Raw genomic sequence first — 20,323 nt, 5'->3', positions numbered from 1 at the left:
CGGCTTGCACGAAGCGATCGCGGGCGCATCTGTATCAAGGGTGTTGATGGCCCGAACCGATTCATCACGACGTGCCTCGTCACCTCTGCGCACCCTGGTGATGATTCTGGATATCTTCTGGTCCGATCGCGGCGGATGGACCGCAATTCCTGTACCCGTTAGGCGTCGTCAATCTCGGTACCCACGGGCATCTTGATGTCGCGGACCCGCAGGCCCACAGGCGGTAGAACGACTGATCCTGTGTGATCCGCATGGACTTCTCTGGAGGATCTTGCATGGAATTCAGACCACTCGGTTGCACGGACATCCGTGTCAGCGCACTCTGTCTTGGCACCATGACATTTGGAGAACAGAACGACGAAGCGGACGCACACGCCCAACTCGACCGCGCGCTCGATGCGGGGATCAACTTCCTCGACACCGCCGAGATGTACCCAGTCCCACCCCGCGCGGAGACCATGGGACGGACCGAGGAATTCATCGGGACCTGGCTGCAGGCACGCGGATGTCGTGATCGCGTTGTCCTTGCAACCAAGGTTGCCGGCCCAGGATCCTGGTTACCGCATCTGCGAGGCGGGCATGCGCGTCTCGACCGGCCCAACATCGAGGCGGCCTTAGCGGGCAGTCTCAAACGGCTGCGAACCGACTACCTGGATCTCTACCAGCTCCACTGGCCGGATCGCGAGACCAATTATTTCGGCAAACTCGGCTACTCACCAACGGATGATGACCAGAGCGTGCCACTCCTCGAAACCCTTGAGGTGCTCGGCGACCTGGTGCGCGCGGGCAAGGTGCGCGCGATCGGCGTGTCGAATGAGACACCCTGGGGACTGATGCGCTTCCTGGCACTCGCCGAGCGCGAAGGACTCCCACGCATGGTGACGATCCAAAACCCTTATAGCCTGCTCAACCGCAGTTTCGAGGTCGGGCTTGCGGAGATTGCGCAACGCGAGCACTGCGGACTGCAGGCCTATTCACCGCTCGGCTTTGGCGTGCTCTCGGGTAAATATCTCAATGGCCAACGTCCGGCGGGAGCCCGGCTCACCCTCTACGAGCGCTTCAACCGCTACTCCAATCCACAGGCCGAACGCGCGACGGCGGATTATGTTGCGTTAGCCCAACGCCATGGGCTGGACCCAGCGCACATGGCATTGGCCTGGGTGACAAGCCGACCCTTCACCACCTCAAACATCATCGGCGCGACCACCCGCGAGCAACTGGAACACAATTTGGCCAGCCTCGATCTGCACCTGTCGGACGACTTGATCTCCGAAATCGATGCCATTCACATCGCGCAGCCGAACCCGGCGCCTTGAGCGCAACCTCCTGACCGGTCAAACAGGGTGTCCATGATGGATCAGCAGACAAGGGGCAACTAGGAGATGAAGAACGCCATGCGGGTCCTCGGAGTCGACTTCACGAGTCGACCGAGCACCCGCAAGCCCATCACCTGCATCACCTGCCAACTCGAGGGTGCGACACTCACACCTGTCGCGCTCGAGGAATGGTGTCATTTCGATGCATTCGAGGCCGCGTTGGCACGGCCCGGTCCTTGGATCTGTGGTTTCGACTTCCCCTTCGGGCAGTCACGGACCTTTCTCACCAACGCGGGCTGGCCGGACACCTGGTCGAACTATGTCAGGCATGCCCAACGGCTCGGTCGCGATGGTTTTCGTGCCGAGCTCGACCGCTATCGGCGTCAGCGCGCAATCGGGGATAAGGAACACCGGCGCGCGACCGATATCGCCGCCGGTGCGATCAGCCCTCAAAAGCTCTATGGCGTCCCGGTCGGTCTCATGTTTTTTGAAGGCGCCCCGCGTCTTCTCAAGGCCGGCGTCACCATCCCCGGATTGCTGGCGGGTGACCCGCTGCGCATCGCGGTCGAAACCTACCCCGGCGTTCTCGCACGCCGCCTCATCGGCCGCTGCCCCTATAAGCAGGACAGCCGCGGAGGACACCACCCAGCACAGGCCTCGGCCCGTGAGAGACTGCTCGCGCATATCCTCGATGACACCCTCAGTGAGCACTATGGCCTCCGGGTCCTGCCCCCGACCGATCTCGATACCGCTGCGGATTCCAGCGGTGATCGACTCGATGCACTCATCTGTGCCATTCAGGCCGCCTGGGCTTGGCGCGCCAGCAACACACAAGGATGGCCAGGCGTGATCGATGCTCTCGAGGGCGTGATCGCCGATCCCTGTTGCTTCGAGCCGCAGAAACCCGATGCCATCGCGGCACCCTTGGTGTCCTGATCCATCCGGGTGGTGCTCGCTCCTCCCGTGCCCAACGAACTGGCCTCCCGGGCAGCGATCCCGGTCGCACGCCGCCCGGCCCTGCGGGGTCCCTCTGCATCGGCAATCGGGCTGTGCGAGAATCAGGCTTCTGATGTTGTCTTGAGGTTGTCCCGTCCATGCCTGCGCCGAACCTGAACACCATGGCGTCCGTTCTGCTTCCCCCATTGCCCAAGCGACCCGGCGAACGGCTGCGCTGGGGGTGTCTCCAAGGGGCGGGGGCGGCTCTTGCCATGGCCGAGTCGGTCCGGCGACATCCTGGGCTGGTCGTCGCCGTGGTGGCGGATATGCAAGCCGCCACCACGCTGCGTGCGGAACTCGCCTTCTTTCTCGGTCAAGATTGGCCGCTGTTAAGCTTTCCAGACTGGGAGACGCTTCCGTATGACGTCTTCTCCCCGCTCCCGGAGTTGGTTTCCGAGCGCCTGGCGACCCTGCATCGTTTGCCGAGTCTGAACCAGGGCATTCTCCTCGTCCCGGTCGCAACACTGCTCCAGCGGCTGCCCCCACGCGACTATGTGGAGCGCCAATCTCTTGTACTGTCGGTCGGGGAGCGCTTAAACATCGAGGCGACCCGCCGCCGCCTGGAGCGCGCCGGCTATAGCTGCGTGTCACAAGTCATTGGCCACGGCGAATACGCGGTCCGTGGATCCCTGATCGACATCTTTCCAATGGGTAGCACCGAGCCGCTGCGCGTGGATCTGTTCGATGACGAGATCGAGAGCATCCGGATCTTCGACCCGGAAACGCAACGTTCCCAAGATAAGCTGTCGCAGGTTCGGATGTTGCCGGCACGCGAATTTCCGCTGACCGAGGATGCGATCTCCGGATTTCGCCAACGCTATCGCGCCTGCTTCGAAGGTGATCCGCAATCGAGCATCATCTATCGCGAGGTCTCCGAGGGGCGCACGCCGGGCGGTCTTGAGTATTATCTGCCGCTTTTTTTCGAACAGACCTCGACCCTGTTCGACTATTTACCCGAGACGGTTTTAGTGCTGGAAGCTGAAGCCTGTCGTGCAGCGGCTCAGACGTTCCTCAGCGGCGTGGCGCAACGCTATGAACAACGTCGTCATGATCTCGAGCGGCCCCTGCTCGCACCCAACCGCCTCTACCTCCCGGCCGATGAACTCGCCGGCGCACTCAACCGCCTCACCGGAGTCATCCACCAGTCAACCGAGGTCACGGACCGCGGCAAGGGCTATGCCGGCTTCCACAACTTTACGACCAGTAGCCTACCGCCACTGTCACTGCAAGCGCACACGGCACAACCCGCTCAGGCCCTACAAACCTTTCTCGCCGAGCCGGGACGCCGTGTCCTCTTCATCGCCGAAAGCACCGGTCGACGCGAACTGTTGAGCGAGCATCTCGCAGGCTTCGGCATCCGGCTTCGGCAGATCGAGGACTGGTCGCGGTTCCTCTCGAGCGATCTCGATCGTGCCCTGACCGTCGCGCCACTCGAGCAAGGGCTGCTGCTCGAGGACGCCGGCCTCGCGCTGATCACCGAGACGCAGCTGTTCGGTGAACGGGTCCGCCAAGAACGGCGGCGGCGCGCACGTGAACGCGATGCGGATGCCATCGTGCGCAATCTCACCGAATTGACCGAAGGCGCCCCGGTGGTGCACGAGGAACATGGCGTCGGTCGCTATCTTGGCTTGCAAACACTCCAGGTCGGCGGACTGGTCACCGAGTTTCTCGCGCTCGAATATGCCGGTGGGGACAAGCTCTATGTCCCTGTCAGCTCGCTGCACCTCATCTCACGTTACACGGGCGCCTCACCGGAAAACGCACCGCTGCATCGACTCGGCGGCGAGCAATGGGATCGCATCAAGCGCAAAGCCGCCCAAAAGGCGCACGATGTCGCGGCGGAGTTGCTGGATATCTATGCCCGCCGCGCCGCGCGCCAAGGGATCGCCTTTCCGGCCCCAGCCGAGGAATACGCGGTCTTCGCGGCCGCCTTTCCATTCGAGGAAACGCCGGACCAACTCCGCGCCATCGAGTCCGTGCTAGCGGATATGGCAGACACCAAACCGATGGATCGTGTGGTCTGTGGTGATGTCGGTTTCGGCAAGACCGAAGTCGCGATGCGCGCGGCCTTCGTCGCTGTTCAGGGTGGTCAGCAGGTCGCGGTGCTCGTCCCCACCACGCTGCTTGCGCAACAGCATTTCGAGAATTTCTCCGATCGCTTCGCCGATTGGCCGATCAAGATCGAAAGCCTGTCACGCTTTCGCTCGGCGAAGGAGCAGAAAGCGATTTTGCAGGGGCTCGCCCAGGGCACCATCGACATCCTGGTCGGGACGCACAAGCTGCTGCAGTCAGACATCCGCTTCAAGCATTTAGGGCTTGCCATCATCGACGAGGAACACCGTTTCGGAGTCCGTCACAAGGAACAGCTCAAGAGCCTGCGCAGCGAGGTCGATGTCCTGACGTTGACGGCCACGCCGATCCCGCGGACGCTGAACATGGCCATGTCCGGTTTGCGCGACCTATCCATCATTGCCACCCCGCCGGTGGAACGTCATCCCATTAAGACCTTCGTTAGCCCTTGGAACGATGGCTTGATCCAGGAGGCGGTGCTGCGCGAACTCAAACGCGGCGGGCAAGTCTACTTCCTCCACAACAAGGTGGAGACCATCGAGAACCAGGCCCAAAAGCTTGAGGCCCTCATCCCCGAGGCCCGCGTCCAGGTCGCGCACGGTCAGATGCGTGAGCGCGATCTGGAACGGGTGATGCGGGACTTTTACCACCAGCGCTTCAATCTGCTCGTGTGTACCACCATCATCGAGAGCGGCATTGATGTGCCGAGCGCCAACACCATCGTCATCAACCGCGCTGATCAGCTCGGTCTGGCGCAATTGCATCAACTGCGGGGGCGGGTCGGGCGCTCACACCATCGCGCCTACGCCTACTTGATCACCCCTCCAAGTACGGCCATCACGGCGGATGCCAAGAAACGACTCGAGGCGATCGAGTCGATGGAAGATCTTGGCGCGGGCTTCACCTTAGCGACTCATGACTTGGAGATCCGCGGCGCCGGCGAACTCCTCGGTGACGAACAATCCGGACAGATCCACGAGGTTGGCTTCTCACTCTACATGGATCTGTTGGAACGTGCCGTCCAAGCCCTGAAGGCCGGGCGGACGCCCGAACTCGACCGGCCGCTCAGTCATGGTGCCGAGATCGACCTCGGCGTGCCCGCCATCTTGCCGAATGATTATCTGCCTGATGTCCATGCGCGTCTGGTGATGTACAAACGCATCGCCAGTGCGACGTCCACCGCTGAGCTCAAGGAACTCCAGGTCGAGATGATCGATCGGTTCGGTCTCTTGCCCGAGCCCGCACGCAACCTCATCGCCATCACCCAATTGAAGCTCGAGGTCCAACCACATGGGATTCGCAAGATCGAGGCTGGCCCCATGAGCGGGCGCATCCTGTTCGAAGAGCACCCGAAGGTCGATCCAACAAACCTGATTCGCCTGGTTCAACAGCGTCCGAAAGAGTTCAAGCTCGACGGTGCCGACACGCTGCGGTTCTATTGCGACATGTCCGACCCAGCACAGCGGATCACCCACATTGGGCGCATCATCGGGCAGCTCGTCGGACCGAGGCCGGCGGCCTGATCCTGACACCCGCCATTGCCCCGATGCGCTTACCCCGAGTCAGTGGTCCATCGCAATGGGCATCGCGGCACCAGTGCAAGTAGCTATCAAGCACGACGCCGAGCGCATCAGATCCACGTCGGCTCACCGGGCATGATCCCCGTACAACGGGAAACCTGGCACCGCCAGCCCAGCACCGGCAACGCGCGCCCCGCTCAAATCCGCAACCGCAATGCCTGCGCCTGCTCAAACCGACGCAGGCTTCCTGGTCTCGCAACCCGCACAGACCCCATAGAGCACCAAGGAGTGATCTTCGATCCGAAATCCATGCTCCGATGCGATCCTCGCCTGGCGTTCCTCGATCACTGGATCGCAGAACTCCACGACCTTTCCGCACTTGATACAGACGAGGTGATCATGGTGCTCGCCACTATTGAGCTCGAACACCGACTGTCCGGTTTCGAAATGGCGCCGGCACACCAGGCCCGCGCCCTCGAATTGTGTGAGCACCCGATAAACGGTCGCGAGCCCGATTTCCTCCCCTCTGTTGAGCAGTTCCTTATACACATCCTCGGCGCTCAGATGGCGCTTACCACAGTTCTCCAGGATGGTCAGAATTGCCACGCGTGGCGCCGTGACCTTGAGTCCTGCTTGTTTGATCTGATCGATTTCCACCTCTAATCCCCCCCGCCCGTGGTTTTCGCGCACCTGCCGAGTCACCCCATGGGCACTCAGATGACGTGTTGCCCGATGATCCGATGCGAACGCTGCGGTATCATGTCGCTGATCGTGATCACCGTGCCGCTTCACCGACCCGGATCGGTCGTCGCACCCATCCACCGACAGGCTTGTCGAGCTGTGCGATGGCTCGGCCTCCACTGATCGGGGGCGTTCGACTGGGTTGCCGATTCGCGCACGGTCCGAAACTCGTTCCCAACGCCGCACGCGGGATGCCTTGGCGGTCACCCTGATCTCATGCTCCGAGTGGATCACCCGACTGCACACGACCGTCGATTGATCAAACACTCGGTGACGATCCGCCAAGCGGTCCGCCTCCCTAGGTTCAAAGACATGCCAAAACCGCTCTCACTCCCACTGCTCTGCTGCCTAGGCGTGCTCGTCACCATCGGCTGCTCAAAGGACAGGAGGTCCGACGAGAACCGGGAGTCACTGCTGGCGGATCTCCCCTTCGTCTACAGGATGACGGTGCAACAGGGCAATATCATCACCGATGAGATGGTGGATCAACTCGAACTCGGGATGAATAAGCGCCAAGTACAGTTTGTGCTGGGCACGCCCTTACTGATGGACTTCTTTCAGGCTGACCGTTGGGACTACACCTACACGATCCGCCGGGGACACAATCCCATGGAGATTCGTCAGTTGACGCTGCACTTTCAAGACGACGAACTCGTCAGAGTCGATGGCGACCTCCAGCCCAATCCGGCCCGCGCGCAAGCCCGTATTCCGGAAGACACCATCGTCTCCGTCCCGGATCAAGAACAACGTCGTAGCTTGCTCACACGAACGTTGAATGCCATCGGACTCGAACGCGCGGATTGACGGGCGCGATGGCGCATTCCGCAAAGTCCTGCCCCCCAGCGGGACCGTTCGGGAGGACTTGAGCGTGGCCCAAAGACTTTGCGATCCGCGGTCGCTGAGTCCAGCGGACGCCCGCCCCCCTGCCGTGGCGTGGTTTCCGGAACATGGCCTACCCATCCGCTGATGCGGCCTCGGACGCTCCCTTGCGCGGTGGCCGGCCTTCCGCGGCGCGCTTCTTGCGCGCTTGCTTTGGATCGGCGATCAACGGACGGTAGATTTCGACCCGGTCGCCATCGGCCACGACCTGCTCTAATTTCGCGACTTTCCCAAAGATCCCGACTTGGTTGACGCTCAGGTCGATCTCGGGACACACATCGAGAACACCCGACTGCGCAATCACCTCGCTGATGTGGCTCCCCTGTTGCACCTCGAAGGATCGCTGAAATTGCGCCTCCCGCCCGACATGGACGAGGGTGACCTGAAGATAATCAGTTGCCATAAACGCTCTCGGCACGCCGACAGAAGGCATCCACAAGGGTGTTGGCAATTTGATGGAAGACAGCCCCGAAGGCCTTGTCGATTAAGTGGCCGGAGAACTCGAATTCCAATTCCAACTCAACCTTCGAGGCATCCTCACGCAACGGGATAAAGCGCCAACCACCCACCAATTTGCGAAACGGACCGTCGAGCAAGTCGATGTTCATGCTGCGATCACGCTCGAAGCGGTTACAGGTGCTGAAGGTTTGCCGGATGCCCATGCGTGCCACCTCGATCTGACCGCAAATCTTTTCGTCAGATTCGGAAATCACACGCGTCTTGTGACACCAGGGCAAGAACTCGGGATAGGCCCCGACGTCGTAGACGAGGTCGAACATCTGCGAGGCCGAATAGGGGACGAGCGCACTTTTTCTAACGATAGCCACAATGAAACCGCGTATAGAGTGTGGTGACCAATGATCCGTTGCCAATGGTCAGTCGATCATCCAAGTCAAAAGCCCTTGATCGCTTTGTTCAACTCGGCGCAATCGGTTCGGAAACAGGCAATTGCATGAGCCTGGTCCGATCCGAGGATGGTGCGCGCGGGCACAGTCTGTGACGACCCGTCCAATCACGCGCCCAGGCATCGCAAACGAGATCCAACCTCAGCCACGGACGCATGACATCGACACCATGACGTCCCCCACCATGGGTTCCTCTGAAACGACACACGGATTCGATCCCGCGTCACGGCATTCGTCCGAGGGCCATCACACCGTCACCGCATCCATCAACCAATCTCGAACAGTTCAAACAATCCGACGGCATTCAACATCACGACCCCAACCGCTATAGGGGCCAGATAACGGATGAGGATCCACCAGATTCGAAAGCCCAGTCCCTCGCCCATCTGCAGTTCGTCGACTGACGAGGAGCGAGATAGCAGCCAGCCAGCGAAGACTGCAATCAGGATCCCCCCCAAAGGCAGCAGAATGTTCGCGGTCAAATAATCGAACAGGTCGAGGAACCCTTTATCGAAGATCTTGACATCGGACCAAAGATTCAACGATAGCAGACAAGCGATTCCCAGCAGCCAAACGGAGAGGCCACCGAGAATGGATGCCCGGACGCGACTCAGATTGAGATTCTCGACCAACCAAGCCACGAGCGGCTCGAGCAATGAGATGGCTGACGTCCAGGCCGCAAACAGCAACAGGACGAAAAAGAGCATTCCGAACAGCGCCCCCGCCGTCATCTCGCCAAATGCGATCGGCAGGGTCTGGAAAATAAGTCCTGGACCACTGTCCGGGGCCAGGCCATTGGCGAACACGATCGGAAAGATGGCCAGACCCGCGAGGATGGCGACCAATGTGTCCAACCCCGCAACCAACATGGTGTTTTGTGCGATCGAGGAATCCCGCTTCAGGTAGGAGCCATAGATCATGATGGCTCCCATTCCAAGGCTGAGGCTAAAAAACGCTTGCCCCATGGCATTCAAGATCGCCTCGCCCGCCTTCCCCCGAAACTCGCCAAAATCCGGCGCGAAGAGATAGGCCACCGCGGCATCGAACGAACCTGTCTGCATCCCATAACCGACCATGACAATCAAGAGCACCAGGAGGGCGGGCATCAAGACACGCACCGCTTTCTCCAGTCCTCCTGCCACGCCGCGCGCCACGACCAGCACCACGAGCACCATGAAGATGGTGTGCCAAGCCAGGAGGCGTTCCGCATCGCCCACAAGTGCCGCGAACAAATCCTCACTGGCTGTCGCGTCAATACCGGTGAACATTCCGCTGGCGGCGCGGAAGACATAGGCCATGGTCCAGCCGGCAATGACGCTATAGAAGGATAGGATGAGAAAACCGGATAGGATGCCCAACCAACCAAGCAACTGCCAGGCTGGGGAACGCCCCTCTGCACGCGCCAACTCGCGCATGGTATTGATCGGGCTGCGCCGGCCTCGCCGCCCGAGCATGATTTCCGCCATCATGATCGGTAGCCCGATGAGCGCCACACAGAGCACATACACGAGCACGAAGGCGCCACCGCCGTACTCACCCGCGGTGTAGGGAAACCGCCAGATATTTCCAAGACCCACCGCGGATCCGCTCGCCGCCAAGATGAAGGCCAGCCGTGTCGACCACATGCCATGAATCGAGGTCGTTGCCGTCATGGATGAACCCTAGGCGGAGCCGTGCCGAACAGACCGATCAGCCGCACGGGATGCTGTTGATCTACGAGCCACATCAGGCGCCGACACGCGGGGCGCGCTGCGCATGCGTACGAACCACCTCCGCGAGTGACTCGGCGGTCTGTCGCACCTCCTCCTCATCAACGCCCTCGACCATCACCCGCACGAGGGGCTCGGTTCCTGAAGGACGCAAGAGGACCCGACCACGGGTTTGGAGTCCTGCCTCGGCATGGCTCAGCGCTTGCACCACAGCGGGCGCGGCGACGACCTCAGCGGGGGTATCCAATTGGACATTGATCAACACCTGCGGATAACTCTGGACTTCGCGGCCCAGGTCAGCAAGATCCAGATCGAGATTCTTGAGCGCCACTAAGACCTGCAAGGCCGACACGATCCCATCCCCGGTGCTGGTGCGATCCAGACAGATGAGATGCCCCGAGGGCTCTCCGCCGAGGATGCCGTCGACACCCTTGAGGCGCTCCATAATGAAGCGGTCTCCCACATTGACGCGCACGAAGCTGACCCCGAGCCGTTGGAAGGCATGCTCAAGTCCAAGGTTACTCATCTGGGTTCCCACCACCTCGCCCCGCAGCGTACCGGCAGCCAGCCGATCTCTTGCGATGATATAGAGGAGGCGGTCACCATCGATCAGGTGGCCCGCGCGATCGCACATCAACACGCGATCACCGTCACCATCGAAGGCGATCCCGAGATCGGCACCGGCTGCGACCACGGCACGGCAGCAGGCTTCGGGAGCGGTCGACCCCACGCCACGATTGATATTGAACCCATCTGGCTCGGCACCGATCCGGATCACCTCGGCGCCCAATTCCTCGAAGACCTGAGGCGCGGTGTGATAGGTTGCCCCGTGTGCGCAATCGACGACGAGTTTGGTCCCACGAAAGTTCATGCGCGGCGGAACAGTGCTCTTGCAAAACTCGATATAGCGACCGTTTGCATCCTCAACGCGCTTGACCTTTCCGAGCGCCGCTGAATCAACAGTCCGCAAGGGTTGCTCGAGTTCAGCCTCGATCGCCGTCTCGAGTGCATCGGGCAACTTATCGCCATCCGGAGAAAAGAACTTGATCCCATTGTCCTGATAGGGATTGTGCGAAGCCGTGATCACGATGCCGGCCGATGCGCGAAAGGTACGGGTTAGATAGGCCACACCCGGCGTCGTCATCGGCCCTAGCAGACGGATGTCGACACCCGCGGCCACCAGACCGGCCTCCAAAGCCGACTCGAACATGTAGCCCGAGATCCGCGTGTCCTTACCGATCAACACCATCCCGCCCTTGCCCTGACCAAACACCCGGCCCGCGGCCCAGCCAAGCTTCAGGACGAAATCGGGCGTGATCATCCCCTCACCGACCCGACCACGAATGCCATCCGTTCCGAAATACCGACGCGCCGACATCCCGGAGCCCCTCAGTGCTCGCTCGCCGGACGGCCAAGGGAGCCGTCTCCTGACTCCGGCACGGTCGGATCGACACGCTCGGAGGCTGGACGGCCACTCAGCTCATCGTCGTCCCAACCACTTGGGGGGCGAGGCGGGCGCCCCATCATAATGTCTTCGATCTGGCCACTATCGATCGTCTCGTACTTGATCAAGGCGTCTGCCATGGCATGCAGCTTGTCGAGATTCGCCATCAAGAGTTTGCGGGCACGCTCGTAATTGCGCTCAATCACATTGCGAATCTCTTCATCGATCAGATGCGTGGTCTCATCGGAAACGCTTTTGTGTTGCGTCACGGAATGGCCGAGGAACACTTCCTGCTCCTCCTCGCTGTAGGTGAGCGGGCCAAGCTTGTCCGACAGGCCCCACTTGGTCACCATGTTGCGGGCGATCTCGGTGGCACGGTGAATGTCGTTTTGCGCACCCGTGGTCACACTCTCCGCACCGAAGATCAGCTCCTCGGCCAAGCGACCACCAAAGAGACTCGAGATGCTGCTCTCCAGACGCTGCTTGCTGTAGCTGAAGCGGTCGTCTTCCGGCAGAAAAAGGGTCACCCCAAGCGCACGCCCTCGCGGGATGATGCTGACCTTGTGCACGGGATCATGATCGGGAACCAGACGACCCACGATCGCGTGTCCGGACTCGTGATAGGCGGTCAATTTTTTCTCGTCATCCGACATGACCATGGAGCGACGCTCCGCACCCATCATGATCTTGTCCTTCGCCTTTTCCATGTCGTCCATGTCGACCATTTTCTTGTTCGATCGCGCGGCAAAGAGTGCGGCCTCGTTGACCAGGTTGGCGAGATCCGCGCCGGAGAAACCCGGCGTTCCACGCGCCAGAATCGAGGCCCGCACGTCTTCCGCGGCGGGAATCTTGCGCATGTGAACCTTGAGGATCTGTTCCCGACCCCGCACGTCGGGCAAGGGCACGACCACCTGTCGATCGAAGCGTCCCGGGCGCAGCAGCGCGGGGTCGAGTACGTCAGGACGGTTGGTCGCGGCAATGACGATCACACCCTCGTTGCCCTCGAAGCCGTCCATCTCGACGAGGAGTTGATTCAAGGTCTGCTCGCGCTCGTCATGCCCGCCACCGAGCCCGGCACCACGGTGACGTCCGACGGCATCGATCTCATCGATGAAGATGATGCAGGGGGCGTGTTTCTTCGCCTGCTCAAACATGTCGCGGACACGTGAGGCACCGACCCCCACGAACATCTCAACGAAGTCCGAGCCCGAAATGGTGAAGAAGGGTACCTTTGCCTCACCGGCAATCGCCCGCGCAAGAAGCGTCTTGCCAGTACCCGGAGGACCGACCATGAGTACGCCCTTGGGGATTTTCCCGCCCAATTTCTGAAATTTGGATGGGTCGCGCAGAAAATCGACGATTTCCGTCACTTCATCCTTCGCCTCTTCAGCGCCGGCGACGTCTTGGAAGGTGACCTTGACTTGGTCCTCCGACAACAGCCGGGCACGGCTTTTGCCAAAGGACATCGCGCCTCGACCGCCCGCGCCACCCTGCATCTGGCGCATGAAGAAGATCCAGATCGCAATCAAGATCAACAGCGGGAACCAGTTGATCAATACCTGCATCAGCACCGACTGCTTTTCAGGCGGCGTGGCCTTGATCACAACATCGTGATTCAGCAGATCGCCGACCAGCCCGTCATCACCTGGGCTGAAGGTCGTGAAGCGTTGACCGGAGGACGTGATGCCCTCGATCGTCCGCCCTTGGATCGTGACCTCCTTCACCTCGCCCTGCGTGACCTGCTCGATGAAATCCGAGTAGGTCAGGGTCCGCGGGCTGGTCGGTGTGGTCGTGAAATTGTTGAAGACGGACATCAGCACGATCGCGATGACCACCCAGAGAAGTATATTTTTCGCCATGTCACTCACGGCAGCTTGCCCCCGACTGATTGTGGACCGGCGCACCGGCGCCTGGGCCGAACGAGCGAAACTAGCATCGACGACTCAAGGATGAAAGCCCTTGGCAACGAGATAAAGCTCCCGACTCTGCGGACGCGAAGACTTAGGCTTGCGCGTCACGACCCGTTGAAAGCTCTGTCGTATGTCAGCGAGCATTTGATCGAAGCCCTCGCCCTGAAAGGCTTTGACAACAAACACGCCGCCCGGCTGCAACCGTTCTCGCACGAGTTCCAAGGCGATTTCGACTAAATGGATCGAGCGCGGCTGATCGACGGCTGACAATCCAGTAATATTGGGGGCCATATCCGAGAGCAACAGGTCGAGCGGCGCACCATCGAGTTGGGTGACCAATTCCTCGAGGACCGCCGGCTCACGGACATCCCCCTGTAACAACACGACCCCTGGCAGTGGTGTCATCGGCAGCAGGTCCAGGGCCACCACTCGACCGCCGCGGCCAACCAAACGGGCCGCGATCTGCGACCAACTGCCCGGAGCGGCCCCAAGATCCACGACCCGCAGCCCCGGCCTTAGGATTCGATCCTTCTCCTGGATCTCCAAAAGTTTGTAAGCCGCACGCGAACGATAGCCCTCACGTTGTGCACGTTTGACATAGGGATCAGTCTGTTGCCGTGCGAGCCATTTTCGACTGGATGCTGTTTTGGCCATGGCGTTAGAGATCGTGCACCCAGGAAAACCGAAAGTATTCGAGCAACATCCCGGCAATCGCGCCACCGAAGAGTCCGCCGAGGATCGCCATCGGGATTCGATCGTGCATCGCCGCGCTAGCCGACTGCCACACCCCGATCTCGAGGTTGATGAGCGGGCCGATCATCATCCAGACGCTTCCGGCTGCAACCCCGGCAAGCGTGGCCATCACCAGGGATTCGATCACATAACAGGGCCGTGACTCGCAGTGAAGACGACGGGACAGCCGCACCCACCAACGCACGGTTGCCACGTACAAGACACCGTTCACACTCACGAGGAAGGCCAGCACCGCAAAGGCGGAGAAGGGCTGAGGGTGAAATGGCTCGACCAGCGCAAGAAAACCACCGCAGCAAGCCCCCGTAGCCAGTCCCGCCAGCGTTTTACCGGGCACGTGACGTGAGCACCGCTCGGGAAAGTCGAGCAATATCCCGACCATGGCGGCCACTGCCGCGGCCGCGAGCACGACCTGCATGACGGTCACATGATCGGCGAGAACCATGAGGATGAAGACACCGACCAGAACACCGATCCCGGTTGCGATGAGCGCGACCTCCCGTGCGCCGTAGAGCGCGGCGCCGATCGCGCCCGCCAGCGCGGCGGCCAAAACATAGGTCGCATGCCCGAAGCCAAGATGTTGGAAAAGTTCAACGAAACCCGAGAAGAGGGGTGCATAGATCATCCCGATCAGACCCCAGACGATTCCGCGCAACACCATGAGGCGCCAGTTCGGACCGATGGCGCCACCGGCATGCGGTGATGTGCCCTGTTGCGTCGGGAGTGATTGAGACGTGGATGTGGATTCGTGCAAGCGCGGCATGGCGGGACTGGAGCTTCGTGACCCTAAGGATGACGAGAGTGCATGCACAGGGTGTGCCGAAGAGTCCTTAACCCCTCAACAATGAATTCGGGTCAATCAGCAGTCCGCGTCGCGGACAGACCATCGCAACTCAGGCCGTTTTGAAAGAGAGATGGTCAGACAAATCGGGGCCAGCAGGCCCCGATCTAAACCGCCTCGACGATCAGCGGATTGCTTCAGCCAGCCTTGAGCGTCCAGGACGCGCACCAGCCGTTCACATTGATGAGCTTGCCGGGGAACAAGCTGCAGCCATGCCACTCTTCGGTCGCACCAGCGACGTCGGGGAGGTGGAACTGACAGTTCTCACAGATCTGCTCATCCGGTGGCAAACCGGGGCGATTCGCCGCGGCGCGATCAGCCTGGGTCGCGTCGTCGACATATTTCAGGGCAATCGCGGTGGGGTCGTTGGCAGCAACGGCATTCGCTGGAATCTCGGCGCGGGCGGTGCCAAAGCCGACGAGGTTGATGACCGGGATCGCGGCTGCGGTTCCCAACATGACCTTGACAGCGTCTCGACGGCTCGTGCTCTGTGGCTTATCGGACATAATTGTCAACTCCTTAACCTTCGTTGTGGTGACATGCGGCGCTTCCAGTACAGCCGGAAGCTGTCGCGCATTGTGCTACATTGGTTCGCAAAACGCGAGCACAAGACCCCATGGCGGGGTGATCCGGCGCGGATTCCGATCCGCGAGCACGGCTGTCAGCCCACGCTCCGCTTGGCGTCGCACGATCACGATACGCCTGCCTAGCCCCGCTGGCGCGAAACGCCCGGCCGGGATCCGCTGGCGTTGACCACCAGAGGCGCGGGATCCGTCAGGGCTCAATCGAAATAGGTGCCCGCGCCAAGATAGCGCGCCTGCCAGTAGGGTGTGTTAAGGCGATCGATGCGAACTTGGCGGCGCGATGTAGAGGCATGGACGAAACGCTCATCATCCACCATCAAACCGACGTGATACTGGCCTGGCGCGGTCTCGAAAAAGACCATATCCCCTGGGCGCAGGCGCCGTCCCGGCACGGGTTTCGCCGCCTGGAATTGATCGAGCGAGACCCGTGGAATCCGCACCCCGGCAACATGATGGGCATAGTAGGTCAAGCCGCTGCAATCCAACCCCTCACCTGGGCGTGTTCCGCCGTACGCATAGGGCGTTCCGACCTGGGACAACCCGGCTAGGACGACATCGCCGCGCGAGGCATCCGCGGGGTTGAGGCGATGTGTCGCGCAGCCTGGCAGCATCAGTGCGCCGATGACAATGGCGATTGCGATGGTTGAGCAATTCATGACAAGCCGCTCTCGATATCCTGCGCAAAGTGCTGTAAGTAATCCTTTTAGACCGCGAACCAAAGGGTGTCAAGGATCCCTTCGACACTCTTTGACCTGGTCGAGGCCGGGGCACGCTACCGCGCTTCTGGGCGCGCGGATCCGCGCGCGCGGCGTGCCGCTTCACATGGGGTCTGATTGCTCGACGCGCCGAATCGCCGCGAAGTGGGCATAATTCAAACGTGGATCGTCCGAGCTGGGCCTGATGAGTAGGTGCGCCTCACACCGCCAGGATCTGGCGCGCGCAGACCTGACCGCCACGCAACCGGACCCTCCGCCGTGTCCTGCCAACAGGACACGACCACGCAATCCTGATGGGGTCTTCAACGATGCGATTGTTCGACATCCTTGCGATCTTGATCGGCTTCTCAGCCTTCTTCAGTTGGCTGAACGATCGCTTTCTCAAACTACCCACTGCCATCGGACTGATGTTGATCGCCCTGATCTTCTCGCTCGGCCTCACGCTCCCAATCCCGGGCACCAACAGTCTGCAGTTCGAGCTTCAACAGATGATCGACAGCATCGATCTTGGCGAGGCCTTGTTGCAGGGCATGCTTGGATTTCTCCTGTTCGCCGGGGCCCTGCACGTCGACCTGCGCGAACTGGCCAAACACCGCTGGTCCATCGCGTTACTCGCCTCGGCGAGCGTCATTGGGGCCACCATCCTAATCGGCACTGGCAGTTGGCTCCTGCTCAACAGCCTCGGGCTCGGGATCCCGTTCATCTACTGCATGCTCCTCGGCGCGCTCATCTCGCCAACCGATCCAGTCGCTGTTCTGGGCATCCTCAAGAACGCCGCGGCCCCCAAGTCCCTCGAGATGAAGATCACGGGAGAATCCCTCTTCAACGACGGCGTCGCCGTGGTCGTCTTCATGCTGCTCGTCGGCATCGCGACGGGCCACAATCCCCCTGGCATCGGCGGCACCCTGCTGCTCTTCCTGACCGAGATCCTCGGTGGCTTCGCCTTCGGTTTCGGGATCGGCGCGCTGGCCCTGTACATGATCAAGCACACCTCACGGTATCAGGTTGAGATCTTGATCACCTTGGCGGTCGCCATGAGCGGCTATGCGATCGCCGAGCACGCGCATGTCTCAGCCCCGATCGCCATTGTGGTCGCCGGCCTCATCATCGGCAGTCGCGGACGCAGCCGGGCCATGACGCCAGCGACCCGCCATCGCCTGGATGATTTTTGGGAACTGATCGATGAGATCCTCAATGCCGTGCTGTTCGTGATCATTGGCCTTGAGGTGCTGGCGGTGACCATCACCGGAGAATTCATCCTGGCGGGGCTTCTTGCGATTCCCTTGGTCCTGGGCGCACGCTGGATCAGTGTCGGCCTCCCCTTCCGCCTCTTGAGACGCAAACGGCATTTCGAGCCCGGGTTCCTGGCGATCCTAACCTGGGGCGGATTGCGCGGCGGCGTCTCGGTCGCGCTCGCCCTGTCGTTGCCGGACGGGGAGGCGCGTGACCTCATCTTGACGGTGACCTACATCATCGTGGTCTTCTCCGTTCTGATCCAAGGCATGACCCTAGGACCGCTGGTGCGCGCTTACGCCAAACCACCCGCGCAACCCTCGGCGGAACAACCCGACGACACAGCACACTGAGGGCAGTACCCCTTTGGCTTCGACAGTGGATGCGAATCACCACGACGATCGCCACTCCGCCCTCAACCAGACCCACCAGCAGACGAGGATCGAGACATGAGCGCACCCAAACACAGCCGACTCCTGATTCTGGGATCAGGTCCAGCCGGCTACACGGCGGCCGTCTATGCGGCACGCGCCAACTTGAGCCCCAGGCTCATCACCGGCCTGGAGCAGGGCGGCCAACTCATGACGACGACGGATGTCGACAACTGGTCCGGTGATCCCGACGGCGTCCAGGGTCCAGAGTTGATGGACCGCATGCGGCGCCATGCCGAACGCTTTGAGACCGAGATCATCTTCGACCACATCAACGCCGTGGATCTTGGAGTACGACCCTTCATCCTCTCGGGCGACTCGGCTACTTACAGCTGCGATGCCCTCATCATTGCCACGGGCGCCAGCGCCATGTACCTGGGCCTACCGTCCGAGGAGGCGTTTCGCGGCCGTGGCGTTTCCGCCTGCGCGACCTGCGATGGCTTTTTCTATCGCAATCAGAAGGTCGCCGTGATCGGCGGTGGCAACACGGCGGTTGAGGAAGCTCTGTATCTCTCGAACATTGCCTCCGAGGTCACGCTGGTCCATCGACGCGATGCCCTGCGCGCGGAGAAGATCCTGCAACAGCAGCTATTCGATAAGGCGGACCACGGCAATATCCGCATCGCTTGGAACCATACGCTCGAGGAGGTGCTTGGCGATGCCACGGGCGTGACGGGCATTCGCATCCGCAGCACCCTGGACCACACGACGCAGGATATCGACCTGCAAGGCGTCTTCATCGCGATCGGCCACAAGCCCAACACCCAGATGTTCGAGGGTCAGCTCGACATGAGCGGCGGCTATATTCGCGTGCACAGCGGCAGTGATGGCAATGCCACCGCAACCTCGATACCCGGAGTCTTCGCCGCGGGCGATGTGATGGATCATGTCTATCGCCAGGCAATCACCTCTGCTGGAACCGGTTGCATGGCCGCATTGGACGCAGAGAAATACCTCGACGCCCTCGCCGTGGCGGGAGAGTAGCGCACTGGACGCTCGCCCGCTTGGCGTGTCGCCCTTGGGCGTGCGCCACACGCCCTCATCTAGACGATCAACCGTGTTGCGCGACCCTGCGACGACCCATGTATCGACTGACCTCCCACTCTCAGATTGCCGAGATCCCCGCAACGGACTGGGACCGGCTGGCGGGGGATGACAGCCCCTTCCTCCGCCATGCGTTCCTGCACGCCATGGAGGCCCATGGCTGCGTGGGCGAGGCCCTAGGGTGGATCCCTCGGCATCTTGCCTTGTGGGACACCTCGGGCACTCTGGTCGCCGCCGCGCCCTGCTATCTCAAGTTCAACTCCTATGGCGAGTTTGTCTTCGACTGGAGTTGGGCCGATGCGTATCGCCGCAACGGTTTGGCCTATTACCCGAAGCTGGTCATCGCCTCACCCTACACACCGGCAACCGGGCCGCGCATCCTCACCGGCAACGCGCCCGGACGTTCGCAGCATGCTCGGGCACTCATCAGTGGCGCCCTGCGCTTCGCCGAGGAGACTGGCGTGTCCTCACTGCATTGGCTCTTCACCGCGGATGATGAGCAGGCACTGCTCGAGGAACAGGGTTTACTGACGCGAACCGGCTGCCAATTCCATTGGCGTAACCAGGGCTTTGCGTCATTCGACGACTTGCTCGCCTCCTTCACCTCCGAGAAACGGAAAAAGGTCAAGCGAGAACGGCGTCGCGTGATCGAGGCGGGCGTCCGAATTCGGCGGATCCGTGGGGATCAGGTCACCGAAGCCGAATGGGCGACCTTTCATCGACTCTATTGTGACACCTTCGACAAGCGTGGCGGCATCCCGACCCTATCGATGCCGTTCTTTCTGGCCATTGCCGAAACCATGGGGGAGCAACTCCTACTGGTGCTGGCCGAGCACGGACAGGCAACCGTCGCCGCCGCCTTCGATCTCATCGGCACCCGCACCCTCTATGGCCGGCACTGGGGGTGCTTCCAGGATTTCCACAGCTTGCACTTCGAGGCTTGTTATTATCAGGGGCTTGAGTTCTGCATTGAACAGGGTCTGGAGCGCTTCGAACCGGGCGCGCAAGGCGAGCATAAAGTCAGTCGCGGTTTCCTCCCGACTCCGACTTGGTCCGCGCACTGGGTTGCGGACCCGCAGTTCCGCGTCGCGATTGAACAGTTCGTCCAGATGGAAACCGCGGGCATGCAGGATTATCTCGCGCAGATGCGAACACACAGCCCCTATCGGCAAGATCCCCCGCCCGCGACCGGCGCCTTGAGCTGAATACAATGCAAGGACGACGCCCGCATGCC

The 20,323-nt window shown here is 61.2% G+C and carries 17 protein-coding genes; 7 read left to right on the top strand and 10 right to left on the bottom strand.

The features are described 5' to 3' along the window. Positions 1 to 275: 275 nt before the first annotated feature. From CKO25_RS01390 to mfd, 3 genes are all read left to right on the top strand, one after another. On the top strand, positions 276 to 1,316 hold the full coding sequence (locus tag CKO25_RS01390) for an NADP(H)-dependent aldo-keto reductase (protein ID WP_200386103.1): 1,041 nt from the start codon (positions 276 to 278) through the stop codon (positions 1,314 to 1,316). 66 nt (positions 1,317 to 1,382) lie between these two features. Next, the gene (locus CKO25_RS01385) at positions 1,383 to 2,252 is read left to right on the top strand and encodes a DUF429 domain-containing protein (RefSeq protein WP_242467261.1); all 870 of its coding nucleotides are present in this window, start codon (positions 1,383 to 1,385) and stop codon (positions 2,250 to 2,252) included. A gap of 158 nt (positions 2,253 to 2,410) precedes the next feature. Further along, positions 2,411 to 5,905 carry a transcription-repair coupling factor gene (mfd, locus tag CKO25_RS01380; RefSeq protein ID WP_200386102.1) on the top strand — a complete coding sequence of 1,165 codons (3,495 nt, stop codon included), beginning with the start codon at positions 2,411 to 2,413 and terminating at the stop codon, positions 5,903 to 5,905. Between the two features lie 225 nt (positions 5,906 to 6,130). Here the strand turns inward: mfd and fur are convergent, their stop codons facing one another. After that, complete coding sequence (gene fur / locus CKO25_RS01375; protein ID WP_200386101.1) at positions 6,131 to 6,559, bottom strand: ferric iron uptake transcriptional regulator; 429 nt, start codon at positions 6,557 to 6,559, stop codon at positions 6,131 to 6,133. 396 nt (positions 6,560 to 6,955) lie between these two features. Here fur and CKO25_RS01370 point away from each other — a divergent pair, with 396 nt between their 5' ends. After that, positions 6,956 to 7,447 carry an outer membrane protein assembly factor BamE gene (locus CKO25_RS01370; RefSeq protein WP_200386100.1) on the top strand — a complete coding sequence of 164 codons (492 nt, stop codon included), beginning with the start codon at positions 6,956 to 6,958 and terminating at the stop codon, positions 7,445 to 7,447. 148 nt (positions 7,448 to 7,595) lie between these two features. On the opposite strand, the gene CKO25_RS01365 is transcribed toward CKO25_RS01370, so the two are convergent. From CKO25_RS01365 to CKO25_RS01325, 9 genes are all read right to left on the bottom strand, one after another. Beyond that, positions 7,596 to 7,925 carry an RnfH family protein gene (locus tag CKO25_RS01365; protein WP_200386099.1) on the bottom strand — a complete coding sequence of 110 codons (330 nt, stop codon included), beginning with the start codon at positions 7,923 to 7,925 and terminating at the stop codon, positions 7,596 to 7,598. Further along, positions 7,915 to 8,349, bottom strand: coding sequence for an SRPBCC family protein (locus CKO25_RS01360; RefSeq protein WP_200386098.1), 435 nt, complete (start codon positions 8,347 to 8,349; stop codon positions 7,915 to 7,917). The genes CKO25_RS01365 and CKO25_RS01360 overlap by 11 nt, the downstream gene beginning before the upstream one ends. A 344-nt stretch (positions 8,350 to 8,693) precedes the next feature. Beyond that, positions 8,694 to 10,079 (bottom strand): sodium-dependent transporter, encoded by a 1,386-nt coding sequence (locus tag CKO25_RS01355; RefSeq protein ID WP_200386097.1) that lies wholly within the window; start codon positions 10,077 to 10,079, stop codon positions 8,694 to 8,696. A 73-nt stretch (positions 10,080 to 10,152) separates the two neighbouring features. After that, the gene (gene glmM, locus CKO25_RS01350) at positions 10,153 to 11,514 is read right to left on the bottom strand and encodes a phosphoglucosamine mutase (RefSeq protein WP_200386096.1); all 1,362 of its coding nucleotides are present in this window, start codon (positions 11,512 to 11,514) and stop codon (positions 10,153 to 10,155) included. An 11-nt stretch (positions 11,515 to 11,525) separates the two neighbouring features. Beyond that, a complete protein-coding gene (gene ftsH / locus CKO25_RS01345) occupies positions 11,526 to 13,439 on the bottom strand; it encodes an ATP-dependent zinc metalloprotease FtsH (RefSeq protein ID WP_200386095.1) in 1,914 nt (637 codons plus the stop codon). Between the two features lie 84 nt (positions 13,440 to 13,523). Next, positions 13,524 to 14,144, bottom strand: coding sequence for an RlmE family RNA methyltransferase (locus CKO25_RS01340; RefSeq protein WP_200386094.1), 621 nt, complete (start codon positions 14,142 to 14,144; stop codon positions 13,524 to 13,526). 4 nt (positions 14,145 to 14,148) lie between these two features. Continuing rightward, the gene (locus CKO25_RS01335; protein WP_242467259.1) at positions 14,149 to 15,003 is read right to left on the bottom strand and encodes a hypothetical protein; all 855 of its coding nucleotides are present in this window, start codon (positions 15,001 to 15,003) and stop codon (positions 14,149 to 14,151) included. 215 nt (positions 15,004 to 15,218) lie between these two features. Beyond that, entirely contained in the window at positions 15,219 to 15,587 is a 369-nt protein-coding gene (locus CKO25_RS01330) for a high-potential iron-sulfur protein (protein ID WP_200386093.1), read from the bottom strand. A gap of 275 nt (positions 15,588 to 15,862) precedes the next feature. Continuing rightward, a complete protein-coding gene (locus CKO25_RS01325; RefSeq protein WP_200386092.1) occupies positions 15,863 to 16,321 on the bottom strand; it encodes a C40 family peptidase in 459 nt (152 codons plus the stop codon). A 368-nt stretch (positions 16,322 to 16,689) separates the two neighbouring features. Between CKO25_RS01325 and CKO25_RS01320 the strand changes: the two genes are divergently transcribed. The 3 genes from CKO25_RS01320 to CKO25_RS01310 all read left to right on the top strand — a co-directional run bounded on the left by CKO25_RS01320 (position 16,690) and on the right by CKO25_RS01310 (position 20,294). Further along, positions 16,690 to 17,967 carry a cation:proton antiporter gene (locus CKO25_RS01320; protein ID WP_200386091.1) on the top strand — a complete coding sequence of 426 codons (1,278 nt, stop codon included), beginning with the start codon at positions 16,690 to 16,692 and terminating at the stop codon, positions 17,965 to 17,967. A gap of 96 nt (positions 17,968 to 18,063) precedes the next feature. Beyond that, positions 18,064 to 19,029 carry a thioredoxin-disulfide reductase gene (trxB, locus tag CKO25_RS01315; RefSeq protein WP_200386090.1) on the top strand — a complete coding sequence of 322 codons (966 nt, stop codon included), beginning with the start codon at positions 18,064 to 18,066 and terminating at the stop codon, positions 19,027 to 19,029. A 98-nt stretch (positions 19,030 to 19,127) separates the two neighbouring features. Then, the gene (locus CKO25_RS01310) at positions 19,128 to 20,294 is read left to right on the top strand and encodes a GNAT family N-acetyltransferase (RefSeq protein WP_200386089.1); all 1,167 of its coding nucleotides are present in this window, start codon (positions 19,128 to 19,130) and stop codon (positions 20,292 to 20,294) included. Positions 20,295 to 20,323 lie beyond the last annotated feature (29 nt).

Source organism: Thiocapsa imhoffii, assembly GCF_016583985.1.
Taxonomy (GTDB): Bacteria; Pseudomonadota; Gammaproteobacteria; order Chromatiales; family Chromatiaceae; genus Thiocapsa; species Thiocapsa imhoffii.
The sequence above is the reverse complement of the archived record's forward strand: the minus strand, read 5'-3'. Positions and strand labels throughout refer to the sequence as shown.

Coding starts and splice junctions, on each gene's coding strand:
- glmM (WP_200386096.1), bottom strand. CDS start 11,514: ATGTCGGCGCGTCGGTATTTCGGAACGGATGGCATTCGTGGTCGGGTC.
- CKO25_RS01330 (WP_200386093.1), bottom strand. CDS start 15,587: ATGTCCGATAAGCCACAGAGCACGAGCCGTCGAGACGCTGTCAAGGTC.
- CKO25_RS01335 (WP_242467259.1), bottom strand. CDS start 15,003: ATGCCGCGCTTGCACGAATCCACATCCACGTCTCAATCACTCCCGACG.
- ftsH (WP_200386095.1), bottom strand. CDS start 13,439: ATGGCGAAAAATATACTTCTCTGGGTGGTCATCGCGATCGTGCTGATG.
- CKO25_RS01370 (WP_200386100.1), top strand. CDS start 6,956: ATGCCAAAACCGCTCTCACTCCCACTGCTCTGCTGCCTAGGCGTGCTC.
- trxB (WP_200386090.1), top strand. CDS start 18,064: ATGAGCGCACCCAAACACAGCCGACTCCTGATTCTGGGATCAGGTCCA.
- CKO25_RS01385 (WP_242467261.1), top strand. CDS start 1,383: ATGAAGAACGCCATGCGGGTCCTCGGAGTCGACTTCACGAGTCGACCG.
- CKO25_RS01310 (WP_200386089.1), top strand. CDS start 19,128: ATGTATCGACTGACCTCCCACTCTCAGATTGCCGAGATCCCCGCAACG.
- CKO25_RS01390 (WP_200386103.1), top strand. CDS start 276: ATGGAATTCAGACCACTCGGTTGCACGGACATCCGTGTCAGCGCACTC.
- CKO25_RS01325 (WP_200386092.1), bottom strand. CDS start 16,321: ATGAATTGCTCAACCATCGCAATCGCCATTGTCATCGGCGCACTGATG.
- CKO25_RS01365 (WP_200386099.1), bottom strand. CDS start 7,925: ATGGCAACTGATTATCTTCAGGTCACCCTCGTCCATGTCGGGCGGGAG.
- mfd (WP_200386102.1), top strand. CDS start 2,411: ATGCCTGCGCCGAACCTGAACACCATGGCGTCCGTTCTGCTTCCCCCA.
- CKO25_RS01355 (WP_200386097.1), bottom strand. CDS start 10,079: ATGACGGCAACGACCTCGATTCATGGCATGTGGTCGACACGGCTGGCC.
- CKO25_RS01320 (WP_200386091.1), top strand. CDS start 16,690: ATGCGATTGTTCGACATCCTTGCGATCTTGATCGGCTTCTCAGCCTTC.
- CKO25_RS01340 (WP_200386094.1), bottom strand. CDS start 14,144: ATGGCCAAAACAGCATCCAGTCGAAAATGGCTCGCACGGCAACAGACT.